General features: G+C 65.8%; 17 protein-coding genes. 12 read left to right on the plus strand and 5 right to left on the minus strand.

Going from position 1 to position 14,345, the window contains the following annotated elements:
• Positions 1-13 precede the first annotated feature (13 nt).
• From nadC to nadA, 3 genes are read right to left on the minus strand one after another with little or no spacing between them, the layout of a single operon-like run.
• Positions 14-868, minus strand: a complete 855-nt coding sequence (gene nadC, locus ACFMBG_RS02250; protein WP_421053105.1) for a carboxylating nicotinate-nucleotide diphosphorylase — start codon at positions 866-868, stop codon at positions 14-16.
• Positions 865-2,421 (minus strand): L-aspartate oxidase, encoded by a 1,557-nt coding sequence (locus tag ACFMBG_RS02255; protein WP_421053106.1) that lies wholly within the window; start codon positions 2,419-2,421, stop codon positions 865-867. Before ACFMBG_RS02255 ends, nadC begins: the two co-directional genes overlap by 4 nt.
• Positions 2,422-2,424: 3 nt before the next feature.
• Complete coding sequence (nadA, locus tag ACFMBG_RS02260; RefSeq protein ID WP_421053107.1) at positions 2,425-3,477, minus strand: quinolinate synthase NadA; 1,053 nt, start codon at positions 3,475-3,477, stop codon at positions 2,425-2,427.
• A gap of 290 nt (positions 3,478-3,767) precedes the next feature.
• On the opposite strand from nadA, the gene ACFMBG_RS02265 reads away from it, so the two are divergent.
• Genes ACFMBG_RS02265 through ACFMBG_RS02275 form a run of 3 tightly spaced genes read left to right on the plus strand, consistent with a single transcriptional unit; the run spans position 3,768 to position 5,982 of the window.
• A complete protein-coding gene (locus ACFMBG_RS02265) occupies positions 3,768-4,472 on the plus strand; it encodes an ABC transporter permease (protein ID WP_421053108.1) in 705 nt (234 codons plus the stop codon).
• Positions 4,472-5,182, plus strand: a complete 711-nt coding sequence (locus tag ACFMBG_RS02270) for an ATP-binding cassette domain-containing protein (RefSeq protein WP_421053109.1) — start codon at positions 4,472-4,474, stop codon at positions 5,180-5,182. The genes ACFMBG_RS02265 and ACFMBG_RS02270 overlap by 1 nt, the downstream gene beginning before the upstream one ends.
• On the plus strand, positions 5,179-5,982 hold the full coding sequence (locus ACFMBG_RS02275) for an ABC transporter substrate-binding protein (RefSeq protein WP_421053110.1): 804 nt from the start codon (positions 5,179-5,181) through the stop codon (positions 5,980-5,982). The genes ACFMBG_RS02270 and ACFMBG_RS02275 overlap by 4 nt, the downstream gene beginning before the upstream one ends.
• 296 nt (positions 5,983-6,278) lie before the next feature.
• On the opposite strand, the gene phnF is transcribed toward ACFMBG_RS02275, so the two are convergent.
• Positions 6,279-6,992 carry a phosphonate metabolism transcriptional regulator PhnF gene (gene phnF, locus ACFMBG_RS02280; RefSeq protein ID WP_421053111.1) on the minus strand — a complete coding sequence of 238 codons (714 nt, stop codon included), beginning with the start codon at positions 6,990-6,992 and terminating at the stop codon, positions 6,279-6,281.
• A 107-nt stretch (positions 6,993-7,099) separates the two neighbouring features.
• Between phnF and phnG the strand changes: the two genes are divergently transcribed.
• The 8 genes from phnG to phnN are packed head-to-tail and all read left to right on the plus strand — an operon-like array spanning position 7,100 to position 12,435.
• On the plus strand, positions 7,100-7,552 hold the full coding sequence (gene phnG / locus ACFMBG_RS02285; protein ID WP_421053112.1) for a phosphonate C-P lyase system protein PhnG: 453 nt from the start codon (positions 7,100-7,102) through the stop codon (positions 7,550-7,552).
• A complete protein-coding gene (phnH, locus tag ACFMBG_RS02290) occupies positions 7,552-8,136 on the plus strand; it encodes a phosphonate C-P lyase system protein PhnH (RefSeq protein ID WP_421053113.1) in 585 nt (194 codons plus the stop codon). Before phnG ends, phnH begins: the two co-directional genes overlap by 1 nt.
• A gap of 4 nt (positions 8,137-8,140) precedes the next feature.
• On the plus strand, positions 8,141-9,241 hold the full coding sequence (locus tag ACFMBG_RS02295) for a carbon-phosphorus lyase complex subunit (RefSeq protein ID WP_421053114.1): 1,101 nt from the start codon (positions 8,141-8,143) through the stop codon (positions 9,239-9,241).
• Complete coding sequence (locus ACFMBG_RS02300) at positions 9,238-9,564, plus strand: hypothetical protein (protein WP_421053115.1); 327 nt, start codon at positions 9,238-9,240, stop codon at positions 9,562-9,564. The genes ACFMBG_RS02295 and ACFMBG_RS02300 overlap by 4 nt, the downstream gene beginning before the upstream one ends.
• Positions 9,557-10,414, plus strand: a complete 858-nt coding sequence (locus ACFMBG_RS02305; RefSeq protein ID WP_421053116.1) for an alpha-D-ribose 1-methylphosphonate 5-phosphate C-P-lyase PhnJ — start codon at positions 9,557-9,559, stop codon at positions 10,412-10,414. The genes ACFMBG_RS02300 and ACFMBG_RS02305 overlap by 8 nt, the downstream gene beginning before the upstream one ends.
• A complete protein-coding gene (phnK, locus tag ACFMBG_RS02310; RefSeq protein ID WP_421053117.1) occupies positions 10,414-11,184 on the plus strand; it encodes a phosphonate C-P lyase system protein PhnK in 771 nt (256 codons plus the stop codon). Before ACFMBG_RS02305 ends, phnK begins: the two co-directional genes overlap by 1 nt.
• A gap of 10 nt (positions 11,185-11,194) precedes the next feature.
• A complete protein-coding gene (phnL, locus tag ACFMBG_RS02315) occupies positions 11,195-11,878 on the plus strand; it encodes a phosphonate C-P lyase system protein PhnL (RefSeq protein ID WP_421053118.1) in 684 nt (227 codons plus the stop codon).
• The gene (phnN, locus tag ACFMBG_RS02320; protein WP_421053119.1) at positions 11,875-12,435 is read left to right on the plus strand and encodes a phosphonate metabolism protein/1,5-bisphosphokinase (PRPP-forming) PhnN; all 561 of its coding nucleotides are present in this window, start codon (positions 11,875-11,877) and stop codon (positions 12,433-12,435) included. Before phnL ends, phnN begins: the two co-directional genes overlap by 4 nt.
• Here phnN and ACFMBG_RS02325 read toward each other — a convergent pair.
• Positions 12,417-13,100 carry a DUF1045 domain-containing protein gene (locus tag ACFMBG_RS02325; protein ID WP_421053120.1) on the minus strand — a complete coding sequence of 228 codons (684 nt, stop codon included), beginning with the start codon at positions 13,098-13,100 and terminating at the stop codon, positions 12,417-12,419. The genes phnN and ACFMBG_RS02325 overlap by 19 nt on opposite strands.
• A gap of 50 nt (positions 13,101-13,150) precedes the next feature.
• On the opposite strand from ACFMBG_RS02325, the gene ACFMBG_RS02330 reads away from it, so the two are divergent.
• Positions 13,151-14,293 (plus strand): alpha-D-ribose 1-methylphosphonate 5-triphosphate diphosphatase, encoded by a 1,143-nt coding sequence (locus ACFMBG_RS02330; protein ID WP_421053121.1) that lies wholly within the window; start codon positions 13,151-13,153, stop codon positions 14,291-14,293.
• Positions 14,294-14,345 lie beyond the last annotated feature (52 nt).

Below are 14,345 nucleotides of genomic sequence, written 5' to 3' on the forward strand. Positions count from 1 at the left end.
TGCCCGGGCAAAATCAGAAATCGAGGCCCAGATCCAGGGTGCGCGCCGAATGGGTGAGCGCACCGGAGGAGATGTAGTCGACCCCGGTCGCTGCCACCTCGGCAATGCGCTCCAGCCGCATGTTGCCGGAAGCTTCGGTCACGACACGGCCCTTGGCCATCTCGACTGCCTTGGCCAGCGTGGGCGTATCCATGTTGTCGAGCAGCACTACATCGGCGCCGCCGGTGGCGATGACCTCGGCCAATTGGCCGAGGGTGTCGACCTCGATTTCCACTTTCATCATGTGGCTGACGCTGGCCTTGGCGGCTTCCAGCACTGCTTTCACCCCGCCGGCAGCCGCGATGTGGTTGTCCTTGATCAGGATTGCGTCCGACAGGCCGAACCGGTGGTTGTAGCCGCCGCCGTGCAGCACCGCCTGTTTCTCGGCAATGCGCAGGCCCGGAGTGGTTTTGCGGGTGCAGGTGATGCGGGTCGCGGTGCCCCTGGTTTCTGCCGCAAAGGCCGCGGTCAGCGTGGCGATGCCGGTCAGGCGGCCTGCAAAATTCAGCGCGACGCGCTCGCCCGACAGGATCGAGGCGGCAGAGCCTTCGATGGTCATCAGCGTGTCGCCTTTTTTGCAAGGCGAGCCGTCGGGGAGCAGGGTTTCCACCTTCAGCCCGGCATCCACCAGGTGAAAGGCGATACGGGCGATCTGCATGCCGGAGACCACACCGTCCTCGCGGGCGTTCAGCCGGGCGGAGTAGGTGGCGGAGGCCGGGATCACCGCGCGGGTGGTGATGTCGCCGTTCTGGCCCAGGTCCTCCATCAGGGCGGCACGCACCATCGGTTCCAGGATCAGGTCGGGCAGGGTGGCGAATTGGGTGCTCATGTCAGTTCCTTTTGAACCTTGGCGCGGATGGCCAGCGCCTCGTCCAGGGTGATGCGGGTGCGATGGGCCTGCGCAGGGTCGGCCTCGGGGAAGTCGTCGCGGAAGTGACCGCCGCGGCTTTCCTCGCGCTGGAGCGCGGCAGCGGCGATCAGCGTGGCGGTTGCGCACATGTTGGTGAAGTTTTCGTCCGCCGCCTGTTCGGCTTCAAGCCGGGCAATGGCGGCGAGCGCCTGTTTCAGGCCGGTGCCGGTACGGCGCACCCCGGCGTGGGCGGTCATGGTTTCGCGCAAGGCTTTCAGCGCGGCCGGATCCAGGTCCTGCCCGCCTTCCGGGAAGCTGGGGCGGACCTCTTCTGCGTCTGTTGGGGTGTCCAAGGACGCCATGTCCTGCGCGGCATTGCGGGCATAGACCAGCGCCTCCAGCAGGCCGTTGGAGGCGAGCCGGTTGGCGCCGTGCAGCCCGGTCGAGGACGCCTCGCCGCAGACCCAGAGGTTTGCCAGGCTGGTGCGGCCTTTCATGTCCGCATCGACCCCGCCCATGTGGTAGTGGGCGGCGACGGCAACGGGGATCGGCTCCTGCACCGGGTCGATGCCCGCGCGGGCGCAGGTTTCGGCTACGGTTGGGAAGCGGGTCAGCACCTCCGATCCCAAAGCTTCACGTGTGTCGAGCATCGGGCGGCGGCCGGCTTGCGTTTCGGCAAAGATGGCGCGGGCGACAATGTCGCGGGGGGCAAGTTCGGCGTCAGGATGCTCAGCCAGCATGAAGCGCTCGCCGTCCGCATTGATCAGCACCGCGCCTTCGCCGCGCAGGGCTTCGGTGGCGAGCGGCGCCGGGTCTTCGCCGATGTCAAAGGCGGTGGGGTGGAATTGTACAAATTCCGGGTCGGCGATGCGGGCGCCGGCGCGGGCGGCAAAACCGATCACCTGGCCGCGGATGCGGGGCGGGTTGGTGGTGTGGGCATAAAGCCCGCCGGAGCCGCCGCCCGCCAGCAGCACGCCGGGCGCCTTGATCAGCACCGGGGCAGAGGGCGCATCTGCGCGGGTGATCCAGATGCCGGTGACGGTGCTGCCCTCGGTCTCCAGCCGCACGGCCTGGGTGTTTTCCAGCACCTGCACGGACGGTGCCGCGCGGACGGCGGCAATCAGCGTCCGCATGATCTGGTCACCCGCCTGATCACCCTTCACCCGGACCACGCGGGCGGCGGAATGGGCGGCCTCGCGGCTCATCACGTAGTTGCCGTCCGCGTCGCGGTCGAAGGGGGTGCCGAGCTCGGTGAGGTCGATGATGTGCTCGCGCGCCACCTTCGTGACCATGGCGGCGACTTCGGGGTCGACTGTGCCGGCCCCTGCCTGCAGGGTATCGGCGGCGTGGGCCTCAGGCGTGTCATGATTGGCCATGGCGGCAGCCACGCCGCCCTGGGCCCAGGCGGAGCTTGCGCCTTCGCCCAAGGATTCGGGGGAGATCACCAGAACCGGCCGGGGTGCCAGCTCAAGCGCGGCGTAAAGCGCGCCCAGACCTGCGCCGGCAATGACGATACGGCCGGTTTCGATCACGGATCAGATGCCCAGTTTTTGGCTGAGGTCGATCATCCGCTGCACCGCCACGCGGGCCTTTTCGGCCACTTCGGGATCCACCTCGACCGGCTCGGTCATGGTGTGCAGCGACCACAGGACTTTCTCCAGCGTGATCTTCTTCATGTAGGGACACATGTTGCAGGGGCCGACAAATTCCACCTCAGGCAGCTGATCGGCAATGTTCGAAGCCATCGAGCATTCAGTGATCAGCAGCGCCTTTTCCGGTTTTTCGTCGGTCACGTATTTGACGATCCCGCTGGTCGAGCCGGAGAAGTCCGCCTCGGCCACCACGTCGGGCGGGCATTCGGGGTGGGCGATCAGCCGGGTGCCCGGGTTCCACTCGCGGAAGTCGCGCAGGTCCTTGGCGGTGTACTGCTCATGCACGATGCAGGAGCCCTCCCACCAGACGATGTTCTTTTCCGGAACCTGCTGGGCGATGTTCTGGGCCAGATACTGGTCCGGCGTCATGATGATTGTGTCTTCTTCCATTGCCGCAACGATCTGCGCGGCGTTGGAGGAGGTGCAGCAGATGTCCGACGCGGCTTTCACCTCGGCGGTGGTGTTCACATAGGTGACCACCGGCGCGCCCGGGTAGCGGCGGCGCATTTCCGCGACGCCTTCGGCGGTGATGCTTTCGGCCAGCGAGCAGCCGGCCTCCATGTCGGGGATCAGAACGGTCTTCTCCGGGCTCAGGATCTTGGAGGTTTCGGCCATGAAATGCACGCCGCACTGGACGATCACGTCGGCCTCGACCCGGGTGGCCTCGATCGCCAGCTGCAGGCTGTCGCCGACAAAGTCCGAGATGCCGTGATAGATTTCGGGCGTCATGTAGTTATGCGCCAGAATCACCGCGTTGCGCTGCTTTTTCAGCTCCAGGATGGCCGCAACATAAGGCGCATGGGTGGCCCATTCGATGGGATTCACCACGCGGTCCATACGGGCGTAGATATCCGCCATCTGTTCGGCCAGGGCCGGGTTGGGGGCCAGATCATAGTGGGCGGCGAGCTGATCCCGCATGGATTGCAGGTCGAACATGGCGTTTCCTCAAGGTTGCGTCCGGGGTGACACTTTGGGCGGGGGTTGTTTCACGTTCAAAACGCGCACGCAAGCGCGCGTGAGGTGTTTTGCACCCAAATGCGGTGATTTGGCGCTAACAGGCGGCATCTTAGGGACGCTGGTATTTCAGAGATGGGGATCAATGGCATAAATTTCCAGCTGGAGTGCCGTTTTTGGCTGTCCCGGCGTCCTGTCCTGTGATTTGGAGCCGCGCAAAGCCATGTTAAACCGGGCTGAATTGGGGCCCTTTGGGAGAGCGACCGGACGCGATGAATGATCTGTGGGCAGGACTGTGCCAGGCCTTTTGGCTGCTGGTGACGCTGGACGCGGATCTGGTGGAGATCACCCTGCGCTCCTTGCGGGTGACGCTGACCGCGCTGGCCATCGCCTGTGCCATCGCGCTGCCGCTGGCGGCCTTTCTCGCGGTGCGCCGCTTCCGGCTGCGGCGGGCCACGATTGCGGTGCTGAACGCACTGATGGGGCTGCCGCCGGTGGTGGTGGGGCTGGTGGTCTATGTATTCCTGTCCCGCGCCGGGCCGTTCGGCGTCTTTGGCCTGCTGTTCACGCCCACGGCGATGATCATCGCGCAGGTGATCATCGTGGTGCCATTGGTGGCCTCGGTCGCGCATCAGTCGCTGCGGGAGCTGTGGAGCGATTACCACGATCTGCTGATCTCGATGAACGCTACCCAGTTCCAGCGCATCCAGGCGCTGTTGTGGGACGGACGGCGGGCGTTGCTGACTGCGGCGCTGGCGGGCTTTGGCCGCGCGATTGGCGAGGTGGGCGCGATCATGGTGGTGGGCGGCAATATCGACCATGCCACCCGGGTGCTGACCACTGCGATTGCGCTGGAGACCGGCAAGGGCGAGTTCGCCATGGCGCTGGGGCTTGGGTTCGTGCTGATTGCGTTGGCGATTGCGGTCAACCTGGCGATCCACTGGCTGGGCCGCACCGAGAGCGAGGGGCGCTGGTGATGCAGATGTTTCCGCTGGTGGCCAAGGGCGCGCAAGTGCGCCGCCGGGGCAAGGTGCTGGTCGGGCCGGTTGACCTGACGCTGGGCGGGCAGGGCACCTCGATTGTCATTGGCCCCAACGGGGCAGGCAAGACCACGCTTTTGAAGATGCTGCACGGCATCGTTCGGATGAACGGCGGCAGCCTGGATTGGGCCTGCCCGGTGGAAGAGGCGCAGAAGCGGCAGGCGTTTGTGTTTCAAACCCCGGTAATGATGCGCCGCACAGTGATCGACAACATCGCCTATCCGTTGCGGCTGACGGGCGTGGGCCGCCGCGAGGCGCGCACGCGGGCGGCGGACTGGGCGGCCCGTGTCGGCCTGGGCAGAATCCTGCAGCGCCAGGCCACCATGCTGTCCGGCGGAGAGCGGCAGAAGCTGGCGCTGGCCCGGGCCCTGGTACGGGAGCCGGAGGTTCTGTTCCTGGACGAGCCCTGCGCCGCATTGGACGGGCGCGCCACCCGCGAGATCGAAGAGATCCTGGCCCATGCCGCCGGGAGCGGCACACGGCTCATCATGTCCACACACAACATGGGGCAGGCGCGGCGGCTGGCGGATGAAGTGATCTTTGTGCTGGGCGGCCGCATCCACGAATTCAGCCCGGCGGAGAATTTCTTTACCGGGCCGCAAACGCCGCAGGGGCGTGCATTTCTGAACGGAGATATTGTCGAATGAAACGTCTGATTATTGGTGCCATTTCCTCCATGGCCTTTGCCACCGCCGCGCTGGCGGAAGAGATGAAGATGGCGGTGACCACCTCCTTCCACAATTCCGGCCTGGCGGAGATCCTGCTGCCGGAGATCAAGAAGGATCTGGGGCTGGATCTGCAGCTGCTGGTGGTCGGCACCGGCCAGGCGATCCGCCTGGGCGAAGCGGGCGACGTGGACGCGATCCTGGTGCATTCCAAGACCGCCGAGGAGACGTTTCTGGCGGGCGGCAACGGCACCCACCGGCGCGAGATCATGTACAACGACTTTGTCTTCATCGGCCCCAAGGGCGATGCCGCCGGGGTAGCCGGTTCCGAGGACGCAGCCGCGGCGTTGCGGAAGATTGCCGCGGCGGAGGCCTCCTTCGTCAGCCGCGGCGATGACAGCGGCACCCACAAGAAGGAGCGGTCGCTGTGGAAGGCTGCGGGGCTTGAGCCCGAGGGGTTTGGCGATTGGTACCGGGCGGTTGGCGCGGGCATGGGCGCTGCGCTGAACACGGCGGCGGGCATGGATGCCTATATCATGTCGGACCGTGCAAGCTGGCTGAACTTCGGCAACAAGGCCGGTCTGGCGCTTCTGTTTGCGGGGGATCCGGTGCTGTTCAACCAGTACGCCTATATCCCGGTGAACCCGGAAAAGCACCGCCACGTGAAGAACGATCCGGCGATGCAGCTGGAGAGCTGGCTGGTCTCTGACAAGGCGAAGGACCTGATCAACGGCTACCAGATCAACGGCGAGACGCTGTTTGTCTTCAACGCCGAGCAATAACGCAGCGGAGGCACTCCCGCCCATTCCGGGCATCACAGATGCCCTGAATGGTTGGGCGCAGCACCGCGCTGCGCGCGGTGCAGTCCCGGGAACCAGTGAGATAAGCGCCCCGAAGTGCTGTGCTAATTATGATCTGCCTCCGCCGCGCCAACGAGGAACCGGTCTGACGCACGGCCGCAGGCGTGGCATTTGGCCCGGCTCTGGCGGAGAGCTGCCGCGCCGCGCGTCAGCGCGGCGCTATGCCCAACTGTGAGGGGCAATTTCAATTGCACCTGAGCAGGCGGGAGCACTCCGCTTCAGATTTCGCCGCCAACCGTCAGTGTCACCCGGTCGCCTGCAAACCAGGTTCGGCCGAACTCGATCGGGGTGCCATCCGTGTCCACGCTGACTGACGTCGTGCGCAGGATGGGCGCCCCTTCGCTGATCTGCAGATGCAGCGCCTGTGTGGCGGTGGCGAGCTTGGCGGCGATGCGGGTTTCCAGGCGCGTATAATCCTCAACCCCGCAGCGTTTCAGGGCGCTGGTGATCGAGCTGTCCTCCTCCAGCGCGTCGCGCAGCCCCGGCAGCCGCGCGGCGGGAAACACCGCCTGGGCCAGGGCGATGGGCTGGCCATCGGCCAGCGACAGCCCGTCGTAGACATGCACCGGATCGCCTGCCTCCAGTCCCAGCGCTTCCGCCTCGCGCAGCCCGGCGGCGCGGGTTTCCAGCATCAGCAGCTTCTTGGCCGGAGTACGGCCCTCTCGCGCCAGGTTCTGATGGAACCGCACCCGCTTGCCGATCGGGTAGTCGGTTGGCTTGGCAGCCACGAACACCCCTGCACCGCGGCGGGAATACACCAGGCCCTGCTCTGCCATCTCCGCCAGTGCGCGGCGCACGGTGTGGCGGTTGACACCGAACCGGGCCGACAGCTGCGCCTCAGCCGGCAGCTTGCCTCCGGTCTCGTACCGGCCCTGCGCAATATCGTCGGTCAGGGCGATGGCGATGGATTTCCAGACGGGGGTGCGGGCCATGTCACGTAACTTTCACAACTCCCGGATTGCGCCGGTCAGGGCGACTCGGGTAATATTTGTCTAGTTGTATAGTTAATGTAGACAACCCGGCCAAGAGGCATAGACAGATGAACACCACTTTTTCTGCAGAGGACCGGAAGGGCTGGATGAGCCTGCTGGCTTCTGCTGACGAGGCCCGGCTGACCGAGCTGTGGCAGGCCTGCGGAGCAGATCCGGCCTGCGAATTTTTGCGCGCGCCTGAGGCGGGCGGCGTCATGGTGCGGGGCCGCATGGGCGGGACTGGCGCGCCCTTCAACCTGGGTGAGATGACCGTCACCCGCTGTGCGCTGTCGCTGGAGGATGGCACCGTCGGCCACGGCTACGTGCAGGGCCGCAGCAAGGCCAAGGCAACGATCGCTGCAAAGGTCGATGCGCTGATGCAGACCGGTGCGGCGGCGAGCTTGCGGGCAGCGGTTCTGGCGCCCCTGGCTGAAGACCGGCAGGCGCAGAAAGACGCGCGCGCCGCCAAGGCAGCAGCGACCAAGGTCGAGTTTTTCACCATGGTGCGGGGAGAGGACTGATGAGCCTGGACACCCGGAACGCCGTCTATGCGGGCGGCTTCGGCAATCCGCCGGTGGCTTCGGCACATGCTTTCCGCGCCGCGATGAACGCGATGGCCCGGCCCGGCCGGGTCCAGGAGATCACCGGTGCCACGCCGCCCGAGGGGATCTCGATCGCGGCGGGCAGCCTGCTGCTGACGCTTTGCGACCCGGAAACAGGTGTCTACCTGGCGCCGGACGTGGACACGGGCGCCTTGCGCGGCTGGCTGGCGTTTCACACCGGCGCGCCGGTTGTCCCGGCGGAGCAAGCGGATTTCGCGCTCGGCAGGTGGGACGCGCTGATGCCGCTGAACCGCTTCCGCATCGGCACCCCGGAATTCCCCGACCGCTCGGCCACGCTGATTGTCGAAACACCCGGCTTTGGCGCACCCAATGCGGTGCTGAGCGGTCCCGGCATCAAGGGCACCGCCCGGATGCAGCTGCCGGAGCTTGCCGCATTCCAGAACAATGCGGCTCACTACCCGCTGGGCGTGGACTTCTTCTTCACCGCGGGGGCGCAGGTGGCCGCGCTGCCGCGGTCGATTCAGATCACGGCGGAGGCTTGAGCCCATGTATGTTGCAGTCAAAGGCGGCGAGCGCGCCATTGAAAACGCCCATGCCTGGCTGGCCGAGGAGCGCCGAGGCGACAAGGATGTGCCCGAGCTGTCGCTCGCCCAGATTCGCGAGCAGCTGAGCCTGGCGGTGAACCGGGTAATGGCCGAAGGCTCGCTCTATGATCCGGACCTTGCCGCGCTGGCGATCAAGCAGGCACGCGGCGATCTGATCGAGGCGATCTTCCTCATCCGCGCCTACCGCACCACCCTGCCGCGGTTCGGCTACTCGCAGCCGGTAGAGACCGGGGACATGGCTTGCGACCGCCGGATCTCGGCGACCTTCAAGGACGCGCCGGGCGGGCAGGTGCTGGGGCCGACGTTTGACTACACCCACCGCCTGCTGGACTTCAAACTGGCCGCCGACGGCGAGGTGCCCGAAGCGCCGGTCGCGGAGCCGCGCAATGAGGCCACGCCGCATATCACCGAATTCCTGCAGGGCGAGGATATAATCGAGCGAGAGCCGGCCTCGGACGCGGTACCGGGCGATCTGACCCGGGAGCCGATGTCCTTCCCGGCGGGCCGCGCGGTGCGGCTGCAGTCGCTGACACGCGGGGATGAGGGGTTTATCCTCGGCATGGCCTACTCCACTCAGCGAGGCTACGCGCGCAACCACGCCTTTGTTGGCGAATTGCGCATCGGCACGGTGCCGGTAGAGATGGAAATCCCGGAGCTGGGTTTCGCCATCGAGATCGGCGAGGTGGAGCTGACCGAATGCGAGACCGTGAACCAGTTCAAGGGCTCCAAGACAGTGCCTCCGCAGTTCACCCGCGGCTACGGGCTGGTTTTCGGCCAGTCAGAGCGCAAGTCCATCGCCATGGCGCTGGTCGACCGGGCGCTGCGCTGGGAGGAGCTGGGCGAGGACAATGTCGGCGCCGCCGCGCAGGACGAGGAGTTTGTGCTAAGCCACGCCGACAACATTCAGGCCACTGGTTTCCTGGAGCACATCAAGCTGCCGCATTACGTCGACTTCCAGTCCGAGCTGGAACTGGTCCGCAAACTGCGCCGGGAAGCGGCAGAGCTGGCTGAGACGCTGGCGGCAAAGGAGGCTGCGGAATGAGCTTAGTCGCCTCCACCGCCGCCTGCGTCACCTCCGTCGAATCCTCCGCTGTCGTGGCCTCGGCCCCAAGGACGGCCAGAGCCAGGGCCATGGGACGCAAGGCTTGCATCAACCGGGTCAATACTCGTGTGATTATGTCCAGATGGGCGGCGCATCGCGTGGTCATAGCCGCCTGCGCGCAAGGTGCGAAAAATGCGCACGAGAGCCCAAATCAGGACGCCAAGTCCAACGGCCAAGACATAACCGAGAATGTTTTCCATCAAAATACTGCGCTCCAATCCGGTTTGGGTCACAATTTTCTAATTCGAGGGCAAGATGTCTGACTACAACTTTGCATACCTTGACGAGCAGACCAAGCGGATGATCCGCCGGGCGATCCTCAAGGGGCTGGCGGTGCCAGGCTACCAAGTGCCCTTTGCCAGCCGGGAGATGCCGATGCCTTATGGCTGGGGCACCGGCGGCGTGCAGGTCTCAGCCGCGGCGCTGACGCCAGATGACACTCTTAAAGTGATCGATCAGGGCGCCGATGACACCACAAACGCGGTCTCGATCCGCAAGTTCTTTGAAAAGACGGCGGGCGTTGCAACCACCGAGGAAACGGCAAAAGCCAGCATCATCCAGACCCGCCACCGGATCCCCGAGGCGGAGCTGACCGAAGACCAGATCCTGGTTTACCAAGTGCCGATCCCGGAGCCGCTGCGCTTTCTGGAGCCGCGTGAGACTGAGACCCGCAAAATGCATAGCTTACAGGAATACGGGCTGATGCACGTGAAACTTTATGAGGACATTTCGCAGCACGGCGCAATTGCCACCGCCTATGCCTATCCGGTGAAGGTGGAGGGGCGCTATGTCATGGACCCGTCGCCGATCCCGAAGTTCGACAACCCGAAGATGGAAATGGCGGCGATCCAGCTGTTTGGTGCCGGCCGCGAGCAGCGGATCTATGCGGTGCCGCCCCATACACAGGTCGTGTCGCTGGATTTCGAGGATTACCCGTTTGAAGCCAGCAAAGCGGACCATCCCTGCGACCTGTGCGGGGCGGAGGACAGCTATCTGGATGAGGTGATCCTGGATGACGCGGGCAGCCGGATGTTTGTCTGCTCGGACACCGACTATTGCCGCACGCGGCGCGAGGCAGGCCACACCGGCCGCCTGGGGGAGGAGGCAGCGTGATGACCCCTTTGCTACAAGTGAGGGACGTGGCCAAGCTTTACGGCGCGCGGATCGGCTGCACCGATGTGAGCTTTGACCTGTACCCCGGCGAGGTGATGGGGATCGTGGGCGAGAGCGGGTCAGGCAAGTCGACCCTGCTGAACAGTCTTGCGGGCCATCTGACACCGGACCGGGGCGAGGTGATCTTTGACACCCGCGCCGACGGGCCGTTCGACACCGTAACCATGCCGGAGCCGGAACGGCGGATGCTGGGCCGGACCGATTGGGCTTTCGTCCACCAGCACGCCCGCGATGGGCTGCGGATGTCGGTTTCGGCCGGCGGCAACATCGGCGAGCGGCTGATGGCCGTGGGGGACCGGCACTACGGTTCGATCCGTGAGCGTGCCGCCGACTGGCTGGGCCGGGTTGAGATCTCGGAGACCCGGATCGACGACCGCCCCTCGGCCTTCTCCGGGGGTATGCAGCAGCGGCTGCAAATTGCCCGCAATCTGGTGACCGGCCCGCGGCTGGTGTTCATGGATGAGCCGACCGGGGGGCTTGATGTCTCGGTGCAGGCGCGCCTGTTGGACCTGCTCCGCGGGCTGGTGCGGGAAATGGGGCTGAGCGCCATTATCGTGACGCACGACCTGGCCGTCGTGCGCCTGCTGGCGGACCGGCTGATGGTGATGAAGGATGGCCGCGTGGTGGAAACCGGACTGACGGATCAGGTGCTGGACGATCCCCAGCACGCCTATACCCAGCTGCTGGTCTCCAGCGTGCTGCAAGTCTGAGGGCAGGGCGATGATTGAACTGAACAATGTGAGCAAGAGTTTCACCCTGCACAATCAGGGCAGCGCGGTGATCCCGGTGATGGAAAATGCCAGCCTGAGCGTTAAGCCCGGTGAATGCGTCGGTCTGACAGGGGCTTCCGGGGCGGGCAAGTCCACCCTGATGCGGGTGATCTACGGAAATTACCTGGCGGCCTCGGGCAGTGTCATGGTTGGCGGCGTCGATGTCGCCAAGGCCGAGCCGCGCGAGATCCTGACGCTGCGCCGCAAGACGCTGGGCTACGTCAGCCAGTTCCTGCGGGTGGTGCCGCGGGTGCCGGCGCTGGATGTGGTGGCCGAGCCGCTGCTGGCCGTCGGTACGCCGCTGGAGCAGGCGCGCGACACGGCAGCGTCGCTGCTGGCGCAGCTCAATATCCCGGAACGTCTGTGGAGCATCAGCCCCACCACTTTCTCGGGCGGCGAGCAACAGCGGGTGAACATTGCCCGCGGTTTTGCCTATGGCTACCCGGCGCTGCTGCTGGACGAGCCCACGGCCAGCCTGGATGCTCAGAACCGCGGCACCGTTCTGGGCTTGATCGAAGGCGCCAAGGCGCGCGGGGCGGCGATCATCGGCATTTTTCACGATGAGGCGGCGCGTCAGCAGGTTTGCGACCGGTTCGTGGATGTGTCGGGCTTTGCGCCCCAGGCCGCGGCATGAGCGCGCCCGCTGAAAAGGGACCCGTCATCGGGGTGGTCGGGCCCTCGGGGGTAGGCAAGGACAGCCTGATGTCTGCCCTGGCGGTCTCAGGTCCGCAACTGCGGCTGATGCGCCGGGTGATCACCCGCGCGCCCGAGGCGGGCGGGGAGGATTACCACGCCGTCAAGGAGGCCGAATTTTCCGCCCTTGCGGAGAATGGTGTCTTTGCCCTGCACTGGCAGGCGCATGGGCTGCACTATGGCATCCCGCGTGACATCGAAAAGCTGCGGGAAGGATCGGGCGGTGTGCTGGTGAATCTCTCCCGCGCCGTGCTGTTGGAGGCGCAGGAGGCGTTCGGCGGCTTCATCGTGCTTTCGGTAACGGCCCGGCCCGAGGTGCTGGCTAAACGGCTCTCTGGCCGCGGGCGGGAGGATGCCGAAGAGGTCCAGCGCCGGCTGTCCCGGGCGGCCAATCCCTTGCCGGAAGGGTTGCGCAGAGTGCATGAGATCGACAACAGCGGTGCGCTCAGTGCGGCTGTGACCGCCGCGCTGTCAGCCCTTCATCCGGAAAGGGCGTAGCGGTGGATCAGGTGAAATCTTCCGTCCGGCGCTTCGCCCGCCAGCGCGATATCGCGGATCACCAGCGGTGCGGGCAGCAGCGGGATCAGGTGCTCCTCAAGAGCCGCCTCGACGGCGGGCAGCTCCGGCTTGGGCAGCTTGCCGGAGAGCGTGATGTGGAACCGGAACTGCTCCAGAACATAGGGGTAGCCCCAGAGGGAGAGGTTTTTGTCCTGTTCCGGGCTCAGGCCCGCGGCGCGGCGTCGTTGCAGCTCCGCTTCGGCAGGCGGCGCCCGGAACTGGTCCAGTTCGGTGACGCAGGCGGCGGCCAGGGCGTTCAGCGCGTTCTCGTCACCGGTGGGTCGCAGCGCCAGGAAACGGCCCAGCCGGGCGAGGTGCAGCCCGTCCAGCGTGACCGGCTTTTGCGCAGCAGCCAGCGCTGCGCAGGCGGCCTCAAGCCCGGCTTGGGTTTGTCCTTCGGCGAGGCGCATCGGCGGCTTCAGGGTCGCATGCAGCCCGTATTTGCGCGGAACATCCGTGATCGCGGCAACGTCCAGTCCGGTTCCTTCCGGGTGGGGCAGGCTGCGGCCTGCCTCCATGTCCCAGCCCAGCCAGCTGGCACCGAACCGGCTCCACTCGGCATCCGCAGGGGGAGCGTAATAGATCGCGTATCGCGTGAATGTCACATTGGCCTCCTAAACGTGGCCTTCCATAGCTCGAAAGATGTGAAGTTCAGATGACAGAAGAGTTGATCCTTGCCAATGCCACGCTGGTGCTTCCGGGCGAAACCCGCACCGGCAGCGTGAAGATTGCCGGCGGCGAGATTGCAGATCTCGCAGAGGGCACTGCGGTTCCGGCGGGTGCCATCGACTGTGCGGGCGATTTTGTCTGCCCGGGGCTGGTGGAGCTGCATACCGACAACCTGGAACGTCATATCCAGCCGCGCCCCAAGGTCGACTGGCCGCATGCCAGCGCGATCATTGCTCATGATGCGGAGCTGGCGGGCACTGGTATCACCACGGTGTTCGATGCGATGCGCGTCGGCTCGATCAGCCGCAAGGAAAGCCGCTATGGTGCCTATGCCCGCGAGCTCGCAAGCGAGCTGCTGGAGCTGCGGGCGGCGGAGGCTTTGAAGATTTCGCATTTCCTGCACCTGCGGGCGGAGGTCTGCTCGGATTCCCTGGTCGAGGAACTGGAGGCCTTTGGTGAGGTGGACCGGGTCGGGCTGGTCTCGCTGATGGACCACACCCCGGGCCAGCGCCAATTCCGCGACCTCTCCAAGCTGGAGCAGTATGTGAAGGGCAAGCACGGGTTCGACGACGCGGGCTTTCAGGCGCATATCGCGCATCTGAAGGAGCTGCGCGACACCTATGGCGATCTGCATGAGGCCGAGGCAGTGAAGGCGGCCAAGCGGTTCGGTGCGGTGCTGGCAAGCCATGACGATACCACCGCAGGGCAGGTGGCCGTTTCGGCAGGCCACGGTATTCAGCTGGCGGAGTTCCCGACCACGGTGGAGGCGGCGCAGGCCTGCCATGCCCATGGCATCAGGGTGATGATGGGCGCGCCGAACCTGATCCGCGGCGGCTCGCACTCCGGAAATGTGGCGGCGCATGAGCTGGCGGAGCTGGAGCTTTTGGACATCCTGTCTTCGGACTATGTGCCGGCCGCGCTGCTGATGGCGGCGGTCAGGCTGGGCGGGCTGTGGGGCGACATGGCGCGCGGCCTGGGCACGGTAACCCATGCGCCGGCCGATGCGGTGGGATTGGATGACCGCGGGCGGCTGGAGACCGGCAAGCGCGCCGATCTGATCCGGTTCCGTGTGACCGCTGGCACGCCTGCGGTGCGCGGGGTCTGGTCGCGCGGATTGCGGGTGGCCTGACCGTCCTGCCGCGGGAGCGGGGGAAGCGCCCGCCCTCTTGGGGCGGGGGCGT

The organism is Leisingera coralii, from assembly GCF_049056525.1.
Taxonomy (GTDB): domain Bacteria; phylum Pseudomonadota; class Alphaproteobacteria; order Rhodobacterales; family Rhodobacteraceae; genus Leisingera; species Leisingera coralii.